This window comes from Luteipulveratus halotolerans, assembly GCF_001247745.1.
Lineage (GTDB): Bacteria > Actinomycetota > Actinomycetes > Actinomycetales > Dermatophilaceae > Luteipulveratus > Luteipulveratus halotolerans.
Genome location: NZ_LAIR01000002.1, coordinates 4,068,156 through 4,085,775 on the forward strand (window position 1 = coordinate 4,068,156; position 17,620 = coordinate 4,085,775).

The window sequence follows — 17,620 nt, forward strand, 5'->3', positions numbered from 1 at the left end:
CGAGGCGTGAGTAGTTTCGAGGACATGACCCAGACCTGCGGCGCGATGCTGCGATCGTGGCGTGAGCGGCGTCGGCTGTCCCAGCTCGACCTCGCCAACCGCGCTGACGTCTCCGCCCGCCACCTCAGCTATCTCGAGAACGGACGCTCCCGGCCGAGCAGCGCGATGATCCTGCGCCTGTGCGAGCACCTCGACATCCCCCTGCGTGAGCAGAACAAGGTGCTCCTGGCCGGCGGGTACGCTCCCGCTCACGCTGAGCACGCCCTCACGGATCCGCCTCTGCGACAAGCGAATCAGGCGATCGAGCAGATCTTGGCCGCGCACCAGCCGTGGCCCGCACTGGTGGTCGACCGTGGATGGGACCTCGTCAGCGCCAACGACGCGATCTACCGGCTCGTCGAGGGTGTCGACCCGGCCCTGCTCGAACCACCCGTCAACGTCATCCGGCTCGCCCTCGACCCGCGTGGTCTCGCGGCCCGCACGGTCAATCTCGACGAGTGGCGCGCGCACCTGCTCGCTCGCATCGCGCGTGAGTACGACCAGTGCGGCGACGAGCGTCTTGCCTTGCTGCTCAAGGAGTTCGGGCCCGTGCCGAGCGATGCGGCCCGCAACGCCGAGCTCGTCATCTCGTTGCAGCTGCGGGCCGGCGACGACGTGCTGTCGTTCATCTCGGCGACCACGGTGTTCGGTACGCCCCACGAGGTGACCCTGTCCGAGCTGGCGATCGAGACGTTCTACCCGGCCGACGACGAGACACGTCGTCTCGTCGCCGGCTGAGCTCGCCGGGTCAGCGACGGGCGCGGTGCTTGGCGCGTGTCTCGCGCTCGACCTCGCGCAGCTGCTTGCGGTAGGCGACGATCCGGCGTTCGGCCAGAGTGCCGGTCTCGACGGCGTCGCGCACCGCACACCCGGGCTCGGACTCGTGCGCACAGTCCGCGAACCGGCACTGATCTGCGAGCGTCTCGATGTCCGAAAAGCTCTGAGCCACACCGTCATTCGCATCGTGTACGCCGACGCCGCGCAGTCCGGGAGTGTCGATGAGTACGCCTCCGCCCGGCAGCGCGACGAGCTCGCGGGCGGTCGTGGTGTGGCGCCCCTTTCCGTCCTGGCGGGTCGCCTGGGTCGCCATGACGTCAGAGCCGGCGAGCGCGTTGACGAGGGTCGACTTGCCGGCGCCGGACTGACCGACGAGGGCGGCCGTCGTACCGAGCCGTGCCCGTAGGGCGTCCAACCCCTCACCGGTCGATGCGCTCACGACGACCACGTCGACGCCGGGCGAGACCTCTTGTGCGCGCGTGAGTGCGAGGCCGGCCTCGTCGGCGTCGACCAGGTCGGCCTTGGTGAGCGCGACGAGCGGTCGGGCGCCGCTCTGCCACGCGACCGTGACGAAGCGTTCGAGCTGGGCCACCTTCGCCTCGCGTTCGAGCGGGACGGCGATGAGCACGGTGTCGACGTTGACGGCCATGACCTGACCGGCTGAGCTCTTGCCGGCGGAGCTGCGCATGATGAGCGTGCGACGGGGCAGCACCTCGGTGATGACGTCGGCGTCGAGGGCCACCCAGTCGCCGGTCGCGGGCTGGTCCTCGACGAATCCGTCGACGCTCGTCCGCGCGTGCGCGTGCACGGTCGTCAGTGCGCCGTCCCGGTCGACCAGCACCTCGAACCGGCCGCGGTCGACGCGACCGACCCGCCCGGCGGTCAGGCCGCGCGCGGCGTACGAGGCGAAAGCGGCGTCACGTTCGGCGTCCCAGCCCAGCGTGCGCAGTGCAGTGTCGGTCACCTGGTGAGCCTCGCAGCGGAGCCCCGAGCCGGCCACCGGATTTACGGTGGACCCATGAACCAGTCGATCGACATCGCCGACAAGCTCGCACAGTTCTCCGATCACTGGTCGCCCAAGGTGATCGCCCGGCTCAACGACTACGAGATCAAGGCGGTTCGTCTCAAGGGCGAGTTCGTCTGGCACACGCACGACGACACCGACGAGCTGTTCCTCGTGATCGACGGCACGCTCACCATCCAGCTGCGTGACGGCGACGTGACGCTCGGTCCTGGCCAGCTGTTCGTCGTCCCTCGCGGCGTCGAGCACTGCCCGATCGCCGACGGTGAGGTCCAGGCATTGCTGATCGAGCCGACGGGTGTCGTCAACACCGGCGACGCCGGGGGAGAGCTGACGGCGTCGTACGACGACTCGCTCGCCTGACCTGTCCGTTCGCCTCACCGAGTCGCCGACTGACGACCCGGGCCGGCATCGAGGTGAGCAGGGGTGCCGACAGGATGTCGGAGGGGTTTGTCGCGTCCGGCTAAACGGGGGTCTCCGAGATTCGCGCAACGTGGTTGCAGATCCCCGCAACCACGTTGCGTACTCCTGGGAGGGTCCCTGTCGCCCCCGATCACCGCTCAGCCCGGAGCGAAGCGCGGTCAACGGGACGTGGGCGCGTGACGCGCAGGCTCCGATGCCGGGGAGCACGGGCGTGCACGTCGAGCAGGGCTCCTTCGGCGGCTGCACGCTCAAGCCGTCGACCTGCGACGCCCGCATCCCGCAGGACTGGGTCAGCAAGCACCTGGGCCAGACCGGCCCGGCCGAGTTCACCGCGGGGGACGGCGGGAGCGACGAGCTGTTCCTGGGGCAGTGGCCTCAGGGGCGGACGGCGACCTGGCAGGTGCGAGACGGGATCACGAGCGTGATCGTCTCGCAGCGCCTGCAGATCAACGAGGAGCCGATGTCCTACGGGCCCAAGCGGACCGTCGTACTCGGCACGGGCGTCACAGCCCTTGTGTTCCAGGGCAACGGGCTGGGCATTCCGAAGGACGAGTGGTGGCTCGTCAAGGAAGGCCGCGGCCATGGAGCCGTCAGCGTGTTCCTCTCCTACGACACGAGCAAGCGGACGTGGACCGATGCCGATGTGAAGGCGCTGATCAACCAGCTGCTCGACACGCCGCCCCGCCCGGCGGCGCTCACACCAGCCCTGAGGTGAGCAAGGGGTCCTGAAAGAACGTCAATGTCGTTGCGGTCAATGCGCAACGACATTGACGTTCTCTCGGAGAGTGTCTGTCGTCTCGGGCTGCACGAGGTCTTGGAGATACGCGCAACGTGGTTGCGGATTCCTGCAACCACGTTGCGCATTTCTCGGGGGGTCTGCTCTTGCCGACGACTCCTGCCGACGACCGCTCAACCCAGTGCCTGGAACTCCTCCAGCACCGGGAACAACGCCGGCCCCATCTCGACCTGAGGCATGAGCAGCGCGATCGTGCCGTCGGGGTCGACGAAGAAGTCGGTGCCGAGCCCGCCGGACCAGCCGAACCTGCCCCGGTGAGGGCCCTCCGTGTGCACGACCACGCCGTAGCCCCAGCCCATGCCGTCCCAGAACCCCGGGAAGAAGCTGTCCGGCGTCTTGCACCGCGTGGGCACCTGGTCGCTCGTCATCAGCCGGACGTGCTCGCTCGAGACGAACGATCGCCCGTCGTGCTGACCGTCCTCGACGAGCACGCGCAGGAACCGGTGGTAGTCGCGCGTCGTCGAGACGAGCTCGGCGTGACTGACGTCGTACGGCGGTGGGCCGGCGTAGAAGCCGCCCGCGGCCGGCTCGATCTCGACGAGACCACGGTCGGTGTTCCTGTACGCCGCCGGCAGCCGGTCGGCGGCGGACTCCGGCACCCAGAATCCCGTGTCGGCCATGCCGAGCGGGCCGAGCACATCGTCAGTCAGGTGGTCGTGCAGCGGTCGCCCGACCACCCGTGCGATCAGGATGCCGAGCAGACCGAACGAGTGGTGGTAGCGCCAGCCCTCACCGGGCTCGAACGCCAGCGGCAGCGACGCGAGTCGTGCGAGCCACTCGTCCGCTCCCATCGACGGCGGCTCAGGGCCCGCCGCGGTGCCGTTGGCTTCCATCGCGTCCTGGAGCGGGGACGGCTCGACCGCGACGCCGTATCCGCTGGTGCAGGTCAGCAGCTGGTGCAGGGTGATCTCACGGCGAGCCGGAGCGGTGTCGTCGAGCGGTGCGGTCGGCGTACGCAGCACCTGGCGGTCGGCGAGCTCGGGCAGCCATGCGACGACCGACTGGTCGAGCGAGAGAGCGCCGCCCTCGACCAGACGCAGGGCCGCCACGGCTGTGACCGCCTTGGTCATCGACTCGATACGCAGCACCGCGTCGTCGCGCATCGGTGGGCCGTCGAGCGACATCGACCCGGCCGTGACGACCTCGACGTCAGCACCGGTGCCGAACAGCCCGGCTGCGCCGACGACGGTGCCGGCTGTGACGTGTCGGGTGAGCAGCTCCTGCAACGCATCACTCATGGGCTCGACTATCCCAGACGCACGCGCTGCCGCCGAGGGCTCAGCCGGCCGCCGCGTCGAGGTCGGCCTTGGTCAGGACGGAGACTGTCGAGACCTGTACCGCCGGCAGCACGCTGTCGCCCGGGGCGCTCCGGTCGATCGCGCACACCACGGTCGACACGTGTGCACCCTGCTCGCGCAACGCCATGGCGGCGTCCCGCACCGCGCCGCCGGTCGTGATGATGTCCTCGATCAGCGTGACGACCTTGCCGTCGACGTCACCACCCTCGGCGAGGCGACGGGTGCCGTACGACTTGGCCTCCTTGCGCACGAACACCGCAGGCAGTCCGGTCAGGCTCGACAGCATCGTCGCGATCGGTACGCCGCCGAGCTCGAGGCCACCGAGGACCTGTGTGTCGGCGGGGAGCAGGTCGACCATCGCGGCGGCGACCCGGCGCAGCAGCTCGGGGTCGCCCTCGAACAGGTACTTGTCGAAGTACTCGTCACTCACCTTGCCCGAGCGGAGGACGAACTCTCCGTGCAGTCGGCAGCGGGCGTCGATGTCGCGGGCGAGGGCGGCGAGGTCGGTCGTCATGGTCCAATGATCGCGTGCCTGCTGGGATCTTCGCCGAGGCGCTCGGGTCGGACTTCGACCGCCTCCACCCGCAGCTGCAGCGGCGGTTCGGGTTGTCCGTCGCCGCCGGCGAGGCGTGCATCGGGCGAGGAGTGATGGACGAGGTGTGGCGCGGGCCGGTGTGGACCGTGCCGTTCCTGCACATCGGAGCGTGGCGCAACATCCTGATCCCGTTGCAGGGCAAGGGGATTCCGTTCACGATCGAGAACTACCCCTACCTCGACATGTACGGCCGCGAGACGGTGACGTTCGTGCGCACCTTCGAACCGGCCGACGGTCGGCGGGCGCGGTTCGACGCGACGATGGTGCGCGATGAGCGTCGTGACGTCGTCATCGACTACCTCGGCACCCACCAGCACCTCGCCACCGACCTCGACGTGATGGTCGGTGACGACGGCGGGCTGACGATCCGTTCGGGTGAGCAGCGGTTCTACGAGGGGCCGCTGGCGTTCCGGTTCCCTCAGCTGTTCACCGGGTCAGCGGTGGTGCGTGAGTCGTACGACGACGCCCTCGACCGCTTCCGCATCGAGGTGCGGGTGACCAACCGCCCGCTTCGGGCCGCTCTTCGGATACCGAGGCACGTTCGAGTGCACGTAGTTCGACATCGGCGAGCGGGGCGTACCCGCTGCGCTCAAGCCGTTGCGCGAGGAACGTCGCCTCTGAGCCGAAGCGCCCCAGGGCCTGGCGCCCCTCAGCCGCCGCCGAGCAGCTTCTCCATCGACGAGAGCTGCTCGCTGAACGTGTCGCGGCGCTCGTGCTGACCGCACGCCTGCATGAGTCGCGCGAAGCCGGACGCCGCGCGGTCGACCCGCTCACCGAGCGCGCCACCCGAGGCGCCGACGTCGCCGAAGTCGTCGGTCGAGGCGTACACCGCGGTCGGCGCGACGATCGCGTGCAGGTACGAGAACATCGGCCGCATCGCGTGATCGAGCACGAGCGAGTGGCGGTCGGTGCCACCCGTCGCGCCCATCAGCACGGGCATCCCGGACAGCGTCTCCTCGGGCAGCACGTCGAAGAACGACTTGAACAGGCCGGCGTACGACGCGTTGAACGCCGGCGAGACCGCGATCACCGCATCGGCTGACGCGATCGTCTCGAACGCGGACTCCAGTGCAGCAGAAGGGAATCCGGTCAGCATCGCGTCCATGATGGCGTGAGCGAGCGGTCGCAGCTCGACGACCTCGGAGGTGGCGTCGACACCGCGTACGCCCAGCTCGGAGCGTACGGCGGCATCGAGCTTGTCGGCCAGCATCCGGGTCGACGACGGGTCGCGCAGGCCGGCGCTGATGACGGCGATCTTGGTCATGACTTCACCGAGTCCTCTTCGGTGGCAACGCTTTCGGCCCTTTCCTTGGCCGCGAGCAGCGATGCGTGAGTGGGCGCGTCGGGTACGTCGGCCGGTCGTCCCTCGGCGAAGCCCTTGCGCAGGTCGGGCAGGATCTCGCCGAGCAGGTCGAGCTGCTCGAGCACGGTCTTCTGCGGCAGGCCGGCGTGGTCGAGCAGGAACATCTGGCGCTGGTAGTCGCCGACGTACTCGCGGAACCCGAGGGTCTTCTCGAGCACCTCCTGCGGTGAGCCGACCGTCAGCGGCGTGCCCGAGGTGAACTCCTCCAGCGACGGGCCGTGGCCGTAGACGGGTGCGTTGTCGAAGTACGGGCGGAACTCCTTGACGGCGTCCTGGCTGTTCTTGCGCACGAAGATCTGACCGCCGAGACCGACGATGGCCTGCGACGCCGTGCCGTGGCCGTAGTGCTCGAACCGCTGGCGGTAGAGCTGGACCATCTGCTGGGTGTGCGAGGCGGGCCAGAAGATGTGGTTGGAGAAGAACCCGTCGCCGTAGTAGGCCGCGAGCTCGGCGATCTCGGGCGTGCGGATCGAGCCGTGCCACACGAACGGCGGCACGCCGTCGAGTGGGCGCGGCGTGGCGGTGAAGCCCTGCAGGGCCGTACGGAACTTGCCCTCCCAGTCGACGTCCTCCTCGCGCCAGAGCTGACGCAGCAGGCCGTACTTCTCGACGGTCAGCGGGATCGGCTGGCGGATGTCCTCGCCGAACCACGGGTAGACCGGGCCGGTGTTGCCACGGCCGAGCATCAGGTCGACGCGGCCGTCGGCGAGGTGCTGCAGGTAGGCGTAGTCCTCGGCCAGGCGCACCGGGTCGTTCGTGGTGATGAGCGTCGTCGACGTGGTGAGGATCAGCCGCTCGGTGAGGGCGGCCAGGTGCGCGAGCAGCACGGGCGGTCCGGCCGGCGCGACGAACGGCGGGTTGTGGTGCTCACCCGTCGCGAACACGTCGAGCCCGATGTCCTCGGCCTTCTGCGCGATCTCGACCGTCGCCTTGATGCGCTCGTGCTCGGTGGGCGTACGGCCGGTGGTCGGGTCAGGGGTGACGTCGCCGATCGTGAAGACGCCGAACTGCATGCCCGAGGTGGTGTTCGTCATGTCCTCAGCCTTCCTCCGAAGTAGTTGCGATTTCAACAACATGCCGTCCGGTCGTTCCATTCCGCCTTCCGCTGGTCGAGTAGGCGAGCCCAGACCAAGGGCGTGCTTCAGCCGCGGGTCTTGAGCCGGATCTTGGGCATGTCGGGCGCCGGGATCGTCTCGGACCACTGCGACGGCAGCGCGCCGTAGCGGCCGCCGGAGCCCGTCGTACGCTCCCGCTCCCACGCGTCGCGGTAGGCCTCGACCTCGTCCTGGGTGCGGCCGACGAAGTTCCACCACATCAGGATCTGCTCGCCCAGCGGCTCGCCACCGAGGACGAGCACTCGGGTCGCGTCGTCGGCCGCGGCGGTCACGGTCAGGGTCGAGCAGCTGGTCGGCTGGTAGACGAGCTCGCTGCGCTGGGCCGCGACACCCGCCACGGTCGCCGAGCCGGTGTCGACCAGGACGCCGTGCTCGTACGCCGGGTCGACCGGGATGTCGAGCGTCTGGCCTGGCCGCAGGGTCACCTCCGCACCGATGAGCGGCGTGAACGTCGTGACCGGGGAGGTCGAGCCGAGCAGCGACCCGAGGAAGACGAGCACGGACGCGCCGTCGACGTCGACCGGCTCGGGCGAGAAGTGCTCGAAAGCGGCTGGTGCGTCACGGAACTCGTTCGGGAGAGCGACCCACAGCTGGGCGCCGTGCAACGTGGTGGTCGTCGGTGTCGAGTACTCCGAGTGAGCGATGCCGGAGCCTGCGGTCATGAGGTTCATCTGGCCGGGGCGGACGATCGCGTGCGAGCCGATCGAGTCGCGGTGCTCGATCTCGCCGCTGAACAGCCACGACACGGTCTGCAGGCCGGTGTGCGGGTGGCCGGCGACGCTCATGCCGCCGGTCTGCGACACGTCGTCGGGGCCGTAGTGGTCGATGAAGCACCACGCGCCGATCAGCGACCGCGCGCGCTGAGGCAGGGTGCGTCGTACGGGCATCGCGCGCAGGCCACCGAGCGGCACCTCGCGCGCGGTGAGCAGCTGGGCGGCGGGCGGACCGGCGCTGTCGCAGACCTCGACCGTCGGGGACTTCTCAGGATTGCTCATGGGCGTCACCTCTCCACGAGCATCGTACGAACCCGGCTCAGCGCGCGGCACCGCGCAGCGTCGTCTCGATGGTCGGGCCCGACGCCTCGCCCACCATGCACAGCACGTCGCGCTCGCCGGCCGCCCAGGCGTCTTCGGTCGGTCCGTAGTAGGTGACGACGAGCGAGCTCTGGTCGGGTGAGACGCCGACGAAGGGTTCGAAGGCGTCGGTGCAGCGTGTCTCGGCCTCGCTGATGACCGCCGCGTCGCCCGGGTAGTCGGCGTAGGTGAGGTTCGCGCGGTGAAAGGCCTCGAGCTCGTGCGGGAGCGCGCACGACTCGATGGTGACGGTGGGCATGGTCGGCACGCCTGAGGCCGTCGACGTCGACTCCATGTGGTCGTGGTTGAAGCACTGGCCGACCTGGAGCGTGCTGGTGGGTACGACGTCGTCGTCCATCTGCGACGCGGCGATGCCTTCGTGGACGCCCACGACCACGACGGCGAGCAGCAGGAGGCTGAGGACCGTCGTGACGACGCTGATGCAGATGCCCGCGATGGCGAGACCGCGTCCGGCTCGGCCGACGTACTTCCTGGACTCCAGCAGTCCCACGACCGAGAGGACCAGTCCGAGGGCACCGCCGAAGAAGCTCACCACGAAGCCCGCGATCGCGAGACCGTTGCGCCCGGTCCGCAGGGGCGGAGCAGCGAACACGTCGGTCGCCGGGGCCTGCGGGGCGGCGTACGACGGAGAGCCAGGCGCGGCGTACGGATCAGTCAGAACCGATGAATCCTGCTGGTACGTCTGGCTGTTCAACGTCGACACGCTCCCCGATCAGTGGGAGCGTGCCTGGTGCCGCTCCGCCGGTCGTGAAGGTAGCCGGATCGGGCCGACCCGCGAGCGGACGTGCACGTCGCCTGTGGACAACGGCGCCCGCACCTCTGCCCACGGGCCGCGCGTTACGGTCGTGCCATGGCTGACATCACGCAGGGCTCCGACCGCTACCTCATCAGCGTCGACGGCGCCGAGGCAGGCTTCGCGCAGTACGTCGACCACGACGGCCGACGCGTGTTCTTCCACACCGTCGTCGACGACGCGTACGCCGGCCAGGGGCTCGCCGGTGAGCTCGTGACGTACGCACTCGACGACACCCGCAAGGCCGGCCTGAAGGTCGTGCCGGTCTGCCCGTACGTCAAGAAGTTCGTCGCGAAGCACACCGAGTACGCCGACGTGGTCGTCGAGCCGACGCCCGACGACCTCGCCGCCATCCCGCGCTGAGAAGTCACCCGGCCGGGTTCTCTCCAGCGGTCAGCGCATCCCGGCGACGCGTGAGGAACGCGATCTCGGCCGGGTTGGCTGCCAGCTCGATGGCGCGGTCATACGCCGCGCGCGCGTCGTCGGTGCGCCCGAGCCGGCGCAGCAGGTCGGCCCGCGTCGCGTGGAACGGGTGGTAGGAGTCGAGCGCGAGGCCGTCGACGATCGCGAGGCTCGCCGCAGGCCCGTCGACCTCGCCCACCGCGACCGCCCGGTTGAGCGCGACCACGGGGGTGGGCGACACGGCGTACATCTGGTCGTAGAGCGCGACGATCTGCCGCCAGTCGGTCTCTTCGACCGAATCCGCATCAGTATGAACGGCATTCACGGCTGCGAGCAGCTGGTACGGGCCGGGCCGGTTGCGTTGGAGGCACCACCGTACGAGGTCGTGGCCTTCGTCGATCAGGGTGCGGTCCCAGGTGGTGCGGTCCTGCTCGTCGAGCGGGACGAGCAGGCCGTCGTCGGCGACCCGGGCCGTGCGCCGCGACTCGGTGAGCACCATGAGCGCGAGCAGGCCGGCCACCTCGGGCTCATCAGGCATGAGATCGCGAAGCACGCGTCCGAGCCGAATGGCCTCGTGGCACAGGTCTGTTCGGATGGCGTGCTCGCCCGACTGCGGCAGGTAGCCCTCGTTGAAGACGAGGTAGATCGTGGCGAGCACGCCCTTGAGCCGGTCCGGCAGGTCGGCGTCGCGCGGCACTCGGTAGGGGATGTTGGCGGCCTTGATCTTGCGTTTGGCACGCGTAATCCGTTGAGCCATGGTCCTTTCGGGCACCAGGAACGCATCCGCGACCTCGGGCACCGTGAGCCCGCCGAGCAGCCTGAGAGTGAGCGCGACCTGCGCGTCGGTGGCGAGTGCGGGGTGACAGCAGGTGAAGAGCAGGCGCAGGCGTTCGTCGTTGACGGACGTCACGGGTGCGACGGGCATGTCCTGCTCCTCTCCGTACAGATGGTGGGCGGCCTCGTGCTTGGCCTCACGGTGCGACTCACGACGCAGGCGGTCGATGCCGCGGTTGCGAGCGGTGGTGGTGAGCCAGCCGCCTGGGTTGGGTGGTACGCCGTCGCGCGGCCACCGCTGCAGCGCCTCGACGAATGCCTCCTGCGCCATCTCCTCGGCGAGGTCGATGTCGCCGAAGCGTTTGATCAGCGTGGCGACGACCCGGCCGAACTCCTCGCGGAAGACGGTCTCGATCGCGGCCTGGTCCGCGGCCAGGCCGGCCCCCGGCGCGTTGTCCGGTGAGCCGGCGGCCGGCGTACGGGCGTCGGTCACGCGTCGATGCCGTGCTCGGCCAGGAACTGAGCCTCGTCGATGAAGGGCCGCACCTCGACCGGGTCGCCGCACGCCTGAGACGCCTCGGCCGCGAGCTTCAGAGCGGCGTCGAGGTCGGGTGCCTCGAGCACCCAGAAACCGCCGATGAACTCCTTGGCCTCGCTGAACGGTCCGTCGGTGGTGACGACGTCGGTGCCGGTGCCGTCGACGACGGTCGAGGTGCTGACCTCGTGCAGGCCGCCACCGAACACCCAGATCCCGGCCGCGGTGATCTTCTGGTTGAACGCGTCGACCCGTTGGTAGATCTGCTGCACCTCGGCGTCGCTCGGCTGCGGGTCGCCCTCGCGACCCATCACGGAGAGCATGTACTGGGTCATGGCGCTCACTCCTCGATGCCGTTGGCGGCGCGGGCCTCGTCGAGCGTCATGAACGGACGCACCTCGACGACAGCACCGCAGGCGTGCGAGCCCTCGGCCGCGATCGCCTGGGCCGCCGCGAGGTCGGGCGCCTCGATGATCCAGAGCCCGGCGGTGTACTCCTTGGACTCGCTGAACGGCCCGTCGGTCGTCACGGCCTTGCTGCCCCGGGCGTCGATCACCGACGGGGTGCCACCGAGGCCGCCGGCGAACACCCAGGCACCGCGCTCGCGGAGGCTGTCGTTGAACGTGCCCGTGTCGTACCAGGACTTCTCCTGCTCCTCGGGCGACATCTTCGGGCCGCCCTCACGGGCCATCACGGAAAGCAGGTACTGCGTCATCGCGTGCTCCTTCGTCGGGAAGCGAGCTCGGTGCCCGCTCTCATCATCCCCACGAACGGGCCCGCCCGGCTGCGACATCGCCCGATCACCAACTTTCGGACCGGTCGTGCCCGGACCGCTGGTCGAGTAGTCGAGCCCCACGGGGCGAGACGTATCGAGACCAGGCGCACGCGGGCACTTCGGCCACCGGCCAACGGATTGGCCCTGGCATCGACTATGCCGATCGATTGTGGCCTGGATCTATCCCAAGGGCTGCCCAGAAAGTTGGGTGGACGATGTACTTCGTCGTCGTCGCGTAGGCTTGTGGCTGACGTAGGAGATCGGGTTGATCGTACGAGAATATCGCCTTGAGTGACGCGGTCCTGATTCCGATGAAGCCGACGTTGTATAGAATGCTGACGAGACCCTTAAATGGCTCGATTCCGTCATTTCCGTTGTCGGCGTCCCACACGGGGGCAAGAACGTCGCGCAACCATGCCCTATCGGCGAATTCCGGGTCGGCCATAAGGAGAGAAGCTTCGCCCAGAATTTCCAAGAACTTGTCCGGAAACATTTGCGGTGGTGCGCCCGCAAACTTGGCGATGACCTCCTCCAGGCCGGGAAAGGTAGTTTTCCACTCATCGCGTAGAGCGAGCAAACGGTCGCTCGAGTAAGACCCTTGTGCGCCTTCGATGGCTTGCCACGTGATTGCGGGAGATCCGGAAGTAAGGGCAAGGCATTTGTTCCAGTAGGAGATTATGTCTCGCGGACGCATAAGTGTCCGCCGGAGCATGAATTTCATGGGGTCGCCGCGCGACGAATTGTTTCGGGGCAGGACATCCGCTGCCTTCGTGAGGCGGGTATGTCCCGCACGCCTAGCGCCTACCGCGACTCGCTCGTTTAGCATTCCCTCAAGGTCATGATCGGACCACCCTAGGTGCAGCGTGAGAGCCCTGAATTTCTCCTCCTGTCCGATATTGCGGCCAGCGAAGTCAAGTTCATTGAATAGGTTAGTCCGAAGTGCGACCAGGATCTTGAGATTCTTCACTCGTTTGAGGTCGACGACGGCCCGGAAGAGGCAGAGGATCAGGTCGTGAACGAGAGATTCATCAACCCAGTACCTGTCCAGGTCGTCAATAACGATCCAGGTGAAATTCTGCTGAGACTGAAGGATGTCCTCGTCCAGTACGGACATCATCTTGTTCAATCTTGGGAGTTGAGTCTGGTTGACAAATTTTTGGTAGCGGTCCACTAGCTCAACATGGGACTCACGTGACTGAATCGCGCCGGTCTCGGCACCAAGTTTGACAGTGGCGGGGACGTCGATGCCGCCTTGGGCCTTGACCTGGCTCTCGAACTTCTCTGTTATCTGCCGTATGCGTTCATCGGTTTCGCACCAGAAGCGTCCTTCGAACTCGTCGAGGTAATCCAGAGCGGCCGCCTTTGCGGGGTCTTGCGATATTTTCTTCCGAAGGGCATCCAAGAAGTTCGCTTTGGCTCGCGCATCATTTATGGAGTATCGGTGGCGAATTATTTCAACCAGAAATACATGTTTCCACAGGGCCGTGAAGAAGGGCGTCAGATTAACGTCCCTCTCCTTGAGAGATCTGATTGCACCAGAGTCGCATATATATGGAAGTGACAGGTCTTCGGGAGATATCCGGATCACGTGGCCGGAATGGTCGGCCTCGATTTGCTGGATGAGTGCGGATTTTCCGCTTCCCGTGCGGCCGATGATGAAGCAGTGCTGGTCGTCGCGAGATGAAATGTCGAGGTAGTCTGCAGTTTCGTAGAAGCTGTCCCGCAGCAGGGGATCCGCCTCCGCTTGCTCGCCTCCGACGGAAAACCTCGTGGATTGTCGTCGCGCCGCACTCTTAGCCATTTTGTTATCCCCCCAGTAGGTCCCGTACTGATTGGTGCGCCCTTCGGTGCGAGCAGCCTACGCCGCACGGCAAGCAATCTTGCCGTGATGGCAGGTATTCGTTCAGGCGCGAACGAGCCCGCCCGGTTGCGACATCGGTCGCCACGATCTTTAGACTGCGCCGGTCGAGCCCGGACCGCCTACTCGACCAGCGAGGTCGGATCGACCAGCGAGGGTCCGGTCAGGCGGCGGCGCGCAGCTCGCGGATGTCGGTGCTGCTGCGCAGGAACAGCAGCGAACCAGTGGTCATCAGCAGAGCGAGCACCAGCGCGGCGCCGATGAGGCCTGCCGACGACGCCCACGGCACCGGGACGTCGAGGGTGACCCACGCCGAGCTGCCGTCCGCCTGGACCGGACCGTTGGTCTCGACCGTCCTCCCGAACAGTCCTCGTGCGGCCAGGACTCCGGTCGTGCCGGCGACCAGCACGGCGGGAACCAGCGGCACAAGGGTTTCCAGGACGATCGCCGTCGCGAGCGTGCGTCGAGGTACGCCGGCCGCGGTCATCGCCGCGAGCGTGCGGCGACGCGTGACGACGCCTTCGGCCGCGACCACCAGCAGTCCTGCCACCGCGATCACCAGGCCCACGAGCACGATCGCGTTGACGGCCTCGAAGGAGCGGGTGAAGAACCGGTCCTGGTCGTACAGGTCGCGATAGGGGCCGACCTCTCCGCGGGCGAGTGTGAAGTTCTCGCGCAGGGCGTACGCGCCGCACCCGAGCAGCACGGCCAGGATGACGGACGTCGAAACGCGGCTCGCGGTGAACGGTGCGTCCACCATCCGCCGCGCCGCGATCAGCAGGGCGGGGCGGCCGGTGCGTGGTGCGATCAGCCGCCCGAGGGCGTACGCGCACGATGCGGTGCCGAGCATCAGCCCGACGGCCGCGATCAGCACGAGCAGCGGAATCATCAGGAGGTACCAGGTCGCGTTGGCCGTCGACGCGGGCAGCGCTCGGCCGATTGCCGACCACAGGACCAGGCCTGCCCCGGCGCCGAGGAACATCAGGGCCGGCAGGAGGGCCGGAGGTCGTCGCCTCACTCGACGCGTCACCGCGAAAGGCGTGAGTGCCGTACGCCGCAGCGCCAGTCGCGCGCCCAGTGCCGCCCCGAGCGGGACGACGACACCGATGAGCACGAGCAGCCACCAGTGCGGGACGACATCGGTCGGGAAGAGCAGGCCGTCGGTCCAGCCGACGACCGTCTCGGACTGAGTCGGGCCGCTGCCCGCGACCTCGGTCATGGTGGGCCGGGCCCCCGCGGGTGCCTCGGAGAACCAGATGTGCGCGACGGCGTAGACCGCGCCGCCGAGCAGGACACCCGCGGCAGCCGCGAGCCCGGTTTCCCAGGCGACCACGCGGCGTACCTCGGAAGGAGTCGCACCGGCCATCCGCAGGGCTGCGAGCCGGCGGTCACGTGCTGGGGCACCGATGCGTGAGCACTGCCCGGCGAACCCCAGCACCGGCAGGCACAGGAGCAGCAGCGCGCTCATCGCGCCGGGTCGCAACCCTGGCTCGGCGATCAGCTTGAGCTTGTAGGGCTCGTGCACGGGCCCGATCGAGGCGACGGCGGCGGCCAGCAGCAGCGCGACCGTCGCGGCTGCCGCTCCGACGGCGGTGAGGATCATGCGGAGCCGGTCGGCCCGTCCGCCGACGGCCGCGATCCGCAGGACCGAGCCTGTGCGGAGCGAGCTCATGACGCGCTCATGTCGATCAGGTCGGCCGGCTGGGCGTCGAGCTCACCGTCGCGCAGGGTGATCTCGCGGTCGCCGTACGCCGAGACCCGCGCGTCGTGGGTGACCAGGACGACCGTCGTACCGGCATCCCGTGCCACGCGCACCAGCTGGGTCATGACGAGCTCGCCGGAGAGCGAGTCGAGGGCGCCCGTCGGCTCGTCGGCGAACACGATCTCGGGCTCGGTGACCATGGCGCGGGCGATCGCGACGCGTTGGGCCTGGCCCCCGGACATGTCAGTCGGTCGGGCGTCCGCGAGGCCCCCGACCTCAAACCGTTCCAACCAGGTGCGTGCGGCCGCCTCGGCCGCCGAACGGCGAGAACCGCCCAGCAGCAACGGAAGTGCGACGTTCTCCAGGGCAGTCATCTCGGGGACGAGCTGGCCGAACTGGAACACCACTCCGATCTGCGAGCGCCGCAGCCTGGACCGGTCGCTCTCGGACTCGGCGCTGATGACTCGCTCGCCGAGCCGGACCTCACCCGCATCGGGTGGCAGCACCCCGGCGAGGCACAGCAGCAGCGTCGACTTGCCCGAGCCGGAAGCGCCGGTGATCGACAGGATCTCGCCGCGCCCGACCTGCATGGTGACGCCCTTGAGCGCGGGTGCGCTGTCGTAGGAGTAGACGAGCGACCTCGCTGACAGCGCGACGGCCTTCTCCCCAGAGGCGATGGTGCTCATGACGTGATCTCCTTCGTGAGGGCGCCGACCCGTTGCAGGGCGGCGTCGATCCAGCGCAGGTCGGCGTCCAGGTGTGCGAGCGCGTAGTCGGCCGCCAGCACCTCGGGCAGTGACGACTCCGGTGCGGTCTTGGCGCGCGTGTAGTGCCGCATGCGGTTCAGGTGGGCCGCGCGCTGGCGTTGCAGGTACGCGCTCGCCTCCGCCTCGCCGGCCGCCAGGATCGTCAGCGTGACCTTGACCGCGAGCGGGTTGGCGACGTGTGGTGAGGGCGGCTCGGGTGACTCCAACCAGCTGTGCAGCTCGGCGCGGCCGGCGTCGGTGAGCGCGTAGACCGTCCGGTCCGGGCCGTCCACGCGCTCGACCGTCACCGGGTCGACCAGTCCCTGCTTCTCCAGGCGCTGGAGCGTGGCGTAGACCTGCCCGTACGCCAGCGGCTTGGCCGCAGGGAACTGCTCGTCGTGCGCACGCTTGAGGTCGTAACCGTGCTGCTGCCCCCGTGACAGCAGCCCCAGCATGACGTGTGCGTTCGACATGGCCGTATCTATTCACACAATGAATAGATCGGTCAAGGTGCTGTGTCCCGCAGAGCTCGGCTGTGCAAAGGTGCAGGCGCTCGACTGCGACGAGGGAGATCACCGCATGACCGACGTTTCCGCCCCGGCCGGCCCGCTCACCGGCGTACGCGTGGTGAGCCTCGCGATCAACCTGCCGGGCCCCGCAGCGGCGGCCCGGCTGAGTGCGCTCGGTGCCGAGGTGACCAAGGTCGAGCCGCCGAGCGGTGACCCGCTCGCGTTCGGTGTGCCGGCGTACTACGAGCAGCTCACCGCCGGGCAGGAGGTCGTGACGCTCGACCTCAAGGACGAGACCGAGCGCGAGTCGCTGTGGGCGCTGCTCGGCGAGACCGACCTGCTGGTCACCTCCAGCCGTCCGTCCGCGCTCGCGAGGCTCGACCTCGGCTGGGAGTCCGTGCACCAGCGCGTGCCTGGCCTGTGCCAGGTCGCGATCGTCGGGCACCCGGGCGACGAGGCCGAGGTGGCCGGCCACGACCTGACCTATCAGGCGACCGTCGGCACGCTCCAGCCCCCGCAGATGCCGACGACGCTGATCGCGGACCTCGCGGGCGCCGAGCGTGCGGTGGCCGATGGTCTGGCGGCGCTCCTCGCTCGTGCGCGTACCGGCGAGGGTGTGCTGCGCGAGGTCGCTCTGAGCGACGTCGCCGCGTCGATGGCGCAACCTGCCGCTCACGGACTGACGTCGGCGGAAGGGTTCCTCGGAGGTGCGCTGCCGGCGTACGGAATCTATTCGACCGCAAGCGGATTCGTCGCTCTCGCCGCTCTCGAGGGGCACTTCTGGCAGCGTGTCGTCGAGCTCCTCGGAGTCGAGGGCAGCAGGGGTGACCTGGAGGCTGCGTTCAGCACCCGTACCGCCGACGAGTGGGAGGCGTGGGGTCGCGAGCACGGTCTGCCGATCGCCGCCGTACGCACACCCGGCAGCCACTGACACACACGAGAACGGTTGTGCCCACATAGGTTTGTGGCCATGCCTCGACGCGCAGCAGCCGTGGCCCCTTCGAC

The 17,620-nt window shown here is 68.5% G+C and carries 20 protein-coding genes; 6 read left to right on the forward strand and 14 right to left on the reverse strand.

Annotation, left to right across the window (positions count from 1 at the left end; translation table 11 throughout):
- The first annotated feature begins 24 nt into the window (after nucleotides 1-24).
- Nucleotides 25-777: a helix-turn-helix domain-containing protein gene (locus tag VV01_RS20410; RefSeq protein WP_050671502.1), complete on the forward strand. Its 753-nt coding sequence runs from the start codon at nucleotides 25-27 to the stop codon at nucleotides 775-777.
- Between the two features lie 10 nt (nucleotides 778-787).
- On the opposite strand, the gene rsgA is transcribed toward VV01_RS20410, so the two are convergent.
- The gene (rsgA, locus tag VV01_RS20415; RefSeq protein WP_157508995.1) at nucleotides 788-1,780 is read right to left on the reverse strand and encodes a ribosome small subunit-dependent GTPase A; all 993 of its coding nucleotides are present in this window, start codon (nucleotides 1,778-1,780) and stop codon (nucleotides 788-790) included.
- A 54-nt stretch (nucleotides 1,781-1,834) separates the two neighbouring features.
- On the opposite strand from rsgA, the gene VV01_RS20420 reads away from it, so the two are divergent.
- Together VV01_RS20420 and VV01_RS20425 are read left to right on the forward strand one after the other, a co-directional pair.
- On the forward strand, nucleotides 1,835-2,200 hold the full coding sequence (locus tag VV01_RS20420; RefSeq protein ID WP_050671504.1) for a cupin domain-containing protein: 366 nt from the start codon (nucleotides 1,835-1,837) through the stop codon (nucleotides 2,198-2,200).
- Between the two features lie 253 nt (nucleotides 2,201-2,453).
- Nucleotides 2,454-2,975, forward strand: a complete 522-nt coding sequence (locus VV01_RS20425; protein ID WP_050671505.1) for a hypothetical protein — start codon at nucleotides 2,454-2,456, stop codon at nucleotides 2,973-2,975.
- Between the two features lie 194 nt (nucleotides 2,976-3,169).
- On the opposite strand, the gene VV01_RS20430 is transcribed toward VV01_RS20425, so the two are convergent.
- Complete coding sequence (locus tag VV01_RS20430; RefSeq protein WP_050671506.1) at nucleotides 3,170-4,294, reverse strand: serine hydrolase domain-containing protein; 1,125 nt, start codon at nucleotides 4,292-4,294, stop codon at nucleotides 3,170-3,172.
- 40 nt (nucleotides 4,295-4,334) lie between these two features.
- On the reverse strand, nucleotides 4,335-4,868 hold the full coding sequence (pyrE, locus tag VV01_RS20435; protein ID WP_050671507.1) for an orotate phosphoribosyltransferase: 534 nt from the start codon (nucleotides 4,866-4,868) through the stop codon (nucleotides 4,335-4,337).
- Between the two features lie 14 nt (nucleotides 4,869-4,882).
- Between pyrE and VV01_RS20440 the strand changes: the two genes are divergently transcribed.
- Nucleotides 4,883-5,668: a DUF4166 domain-containing protein gene (locus tag VV01_RS20440; RefSeq protein ID WP_231635295.1), complete on the forward strand. Its 786-nt coding sequence runs from the start codon at nucleotides 4,883-4,885 to the stop codon at nucleotides 5,666-5,668.
- Here the strand turns inward: VV01_RS20440 and VV01_RS20445 are convergent.
- The 4 genes from VV01_RS20445 to VV01_RS20460 form a co-directional block, all read right to left on the reverse strand.
- Complete coding sequence (locus VV01_RS20445; protein ID WP_050671508.1) at nucleotides 5,599-6,213, reverse strand: FMN reductase; 615 nt, start codon at nucleotides 6,211-6,213, stop codon at nucleotides 5,599-5,601. The two genes, VV01_RS20440 and VV01_RS20445, sit on opposite strands and share 70 nt — an antisense overlap.
- Complete coding sequence (locus tag VV01_RS20450; RefSeq protein WP_050672060.1) at nucleotides 6,210-7,325, reverse strand: LLM class flavin-dependent oxidoreductase; 1,116 nt, start codon at nucleotides 7,323-7,325, stop codon at nucleotides 6,210-6,212. Before VV01_RS20450 ends, VV01_RS20445 begins: the two co-directional genes overlap by 4 nt.
- Before the next feature lie 128 nt (nucleotides 7,326-7,453).
- Nucleotides 7,454-8,422: a pirin family protein gene (locus VV01_RS20455; RefSeq protein WP_050672061.1), complete on the reverse strand. Its 969-nt coding sequence runs from the start codon at nucleotides 8,420-8,422 to the stop codon at nucleotides 7,454-7,456.
- Between the two features lie 37 nt (nucleotides 8,423-8,459).
- Entirely contained in the window at nucleotides 8,460-9,215 is a 756-nt protein-coding gene (locus tag VV01_RS20460) for a DUF4190 domain-containing protein (RefSeq protein ID WP_157508999.1), read from the reverse strand.
- A 156-nt stretch (nucleotides 9,216-9,371) separates the two neighbouring features.
- On the opposite strand from VV01_RS20460, the gene VV01_RS20465 reads away from it, so the two are divergent.
- Nucleotides 9,372-9,677, forward strand: coding sequence for a GNAT family N-acetyltransferase (locus VV01_RS20465; protein ID WP_050671510.1), 306 nt, complete (start codon nucleotides 9,372-9,374; stop codon nucleotides 9,675-9,677).
- 4 nt (nucleotides 9,678-9,681) lie between these two features.
- Here the strand turns inward: VV01_RS20465 and VV01_RS20470 are convergent, their stop codons facing one another.
- The 7 genes from VV01_RS20470 to VV01_RS20500 form a co-directional block, all read right to left on the reverse strand.
- Nucleotides 9,682-10,983 (reverse strand): RNA polymerase sigma factor, encoded by a 1,302-nt coding sequence (locus VV01_RS20470; RefSeq protein ID WP_407942928.1) that lies wholly within the window; start codon nucleotides 10,981-10,983, stop codon nucleotides 9,682-9,684.
- The gene (locus VV01_RS20475) at nucleotides 10,980-11,360 is read right to left on the reverse strand and encodes a YciI family protein (RefSeq protein WP_050671511.1); all 381 of its coding nucleotides are present in this window, start codon (nucleotides 11,358-11,360) and stop codon (nucleotides 10,980-10,982) included. Before VV01_RS20475 ends, VV01_RS20470 begins: the two co-directional genes overlap by 4 nt.
- 5 nt (nucleotides 11,361-11,365) lie before the next feature.
- Entirely contained in the window at nucleotides 11,366-11,740 is a 375-nt protein-coding gene (locus VV01_RS20480; protein WP_050671512.1) for a YciI family protein, read from the reverse strand.
- A gap of 214 nt (nucleotides 11,741-11,954) precedes the next feature.
- Nucleotides 11,955-13,601, reverse strand: a complete 1,647-nt coding sequence (locus tag VV01_RS20485; RefSeq protein ID WP_157509000.1) for a P-loop ATPase, Sll1717 family — start codon at nucleotides 13,599-13,601, stop codon at nucleotides 11,955-11,957.
- A gap of 220 nt (nucleotides 13,602-13,821) precedes the next feature.
- The gene (locus VV01_RS20490) at nucleotides 13,822-15,330 is read right to left on the reverse strand and encodes an FtsX-like permease family protein (RefSeq protein ID WP_050671514.1); all 1,509 of its coding nucleotides are present in this window, start codon (nucleotides 15,328-15,330) and stop codon (nucleotides 13,822-13,824) included.
- Nucleotides 15,327-16,046 (reverse strand): ABC transporter ATP-binding protein, encoded by a 720-nt coding sequence (locus VV01_RS20495; protein ID WP_050671515.1) that lies wholly within the window; start codon nucleotides 16,044-16,046, stop codon nucleotides 15,327-15,329. The genes VV01_RS20490 and VV01_RS20495 overlap by 4 nt, the downstream gene beginning before the upstream one ends.
- Entirely contained in the window at nucleotides 16,043-16,579 is a 537-nt protein-coding gene (locus VV01_RS20500; RefSeq protein ID WP_050671516.1) for a PadR family transcriptional regulator, read from the reverse strand. Before VV01_RS20500 ends, VV01_RS20495 begins: the two co-directional genes overlap by 4 nt.
- A 106-nt stretch (nucleotides 16,580-16,685) precedes the next feature.
- Between VV01_RS20500 and VV01_RS20505 the strand changes: the two genes are divergently transcribed.
- Nucleotides 16,686-17,546 carry a CoA transferase gene (locus VV01_RS20505; protein WP_050672063.1) on the forward strand — a complete coding sequence of 287 codons (861 nt, stop codon included), beginning with the start codon at nucleotides 16,686-16,688 and terminating at the stop codon, nucleotides 17,544-17,546.
- Nucleotides 17,547-17,620 lie beyond the last annotated feature (74 nt).

Excerpts from the sequence above, each read along its gene's own strand:
- VV01_RS20410 (WP_050671502.1), top strand. The coding sequence starts at position 25 with ATGACCCAGACCTGCGGCGCGATGCTGCGATCGTGGCGTGAGCGGCGT.
- VV01_RS20420 (WP_050671504.1), top strand. The coding sequence starts at position 1,835 with ATGAACCAGTCGATCGACATCGCCGACAAGCTCGCACAGTTCTCCGAT.
- VV01_RS20425 (WP_050671505.1), top strand. The coding sequence starts at position 2,454 with ATGCCGGGGAGCACGGGCGTGCACGTCGAGCAGGGCTCCTTCGGCGGC.
- VV01_RS20430 (WP_050671506.1), bottom strand. The coding sequence starts at position 4,294 with ATGAGTGATGCGTTGCAGGAGCTGCTCACCCGACACGTCACAGCCGGC.
- pyrE (WP_050671507.1), bottom strand. The coding sequence starts at position 4,868 with ATGACGACCGACCTCGCCGCCCTCGCCCGCGACATCGACGCCCGCTGC.
- VV01_RS20445 (WP_050671508.1), bottom strand. The coding sequence starts at position 6,213 with ATGACCAAGATCGCCGTCATCAGCGCCGGCCTGCGCGACCCGTCGTCG.
- VV01_RS20450 (WP_050672060.1), bottom strand. The coding sequence starts at position 7,325 with ATGCAGTTCGGCGTCTTCACGATCGGCGACGTCACCCCTGACCCGACC.
- VV01_RS20455 (WP_050672061.1), bottom strand. The coding sequence starts at position 8,422 with ATGAGCAATCCTGAGAAGTCCCCGACGGTCGAGGTCTGCGACAGCGCC.
- VV01_RS20465 (WP_050671510.1), top strand. The coding sequence starts at position 9,372 with ATGGCTGACATCACGCAGGGCTCCGACCGCTACCTCATCAGCGTCGAC.
- VV01_RS20475 (WP_050671511.1), bottom strand. The coding sequence starts at position 11,360 with ATGACCCAGTACATGCTCTCCGTGATGGGTCGCGAGGGCGACCCGCAG.
- VV01_RS20480 (WP_050671512.1), bottom strand. The coding sequence starts at position 11,740 with ATGACGCAGTACCTGCTTTCCGTGATGGCCCGTGAGGGCGGCCCGAAG.
- VV01_RS20485 (WP_157509000.1), bottom strand. The coding sequence starts at position 13,601 with ATGGCTAAGAGTGCGGCGCGACGACAATCCACGAGGTTTTCCGTCGGA.
- VV01_RS20490 (WP_050671514.1), bottom strand. The coding sequence starts at position 15,330 with ATGAGCTCGCTCCGCACAGGCTCGGTCCTGCGGATCGCGGCCGTCGGC.
- VV01_RS20495 (WP_050671515.1), bottom strand. The coding sequence starts at position 16,046 with ATGAGCACCATCGCCTCTGGGGAGAAGGCCGTCGCGCTGTCAGCGAGG.
- VV01_RS20500 (WP_050671516.1), bottom strand. The coding sequence starts at position 16,579 with ATGTCGAACGCACACGTCATGCTGGGGCTGCTGTCACGGGGGCAGCAG.
- VV01_RS20505 (WP_050672063.1), top strand. The coding sequence starts at position 16,686 with ATGACCGACGTTTCCGCCCCGGCCGGCCCGCTCACCGGCGTACGCGTG.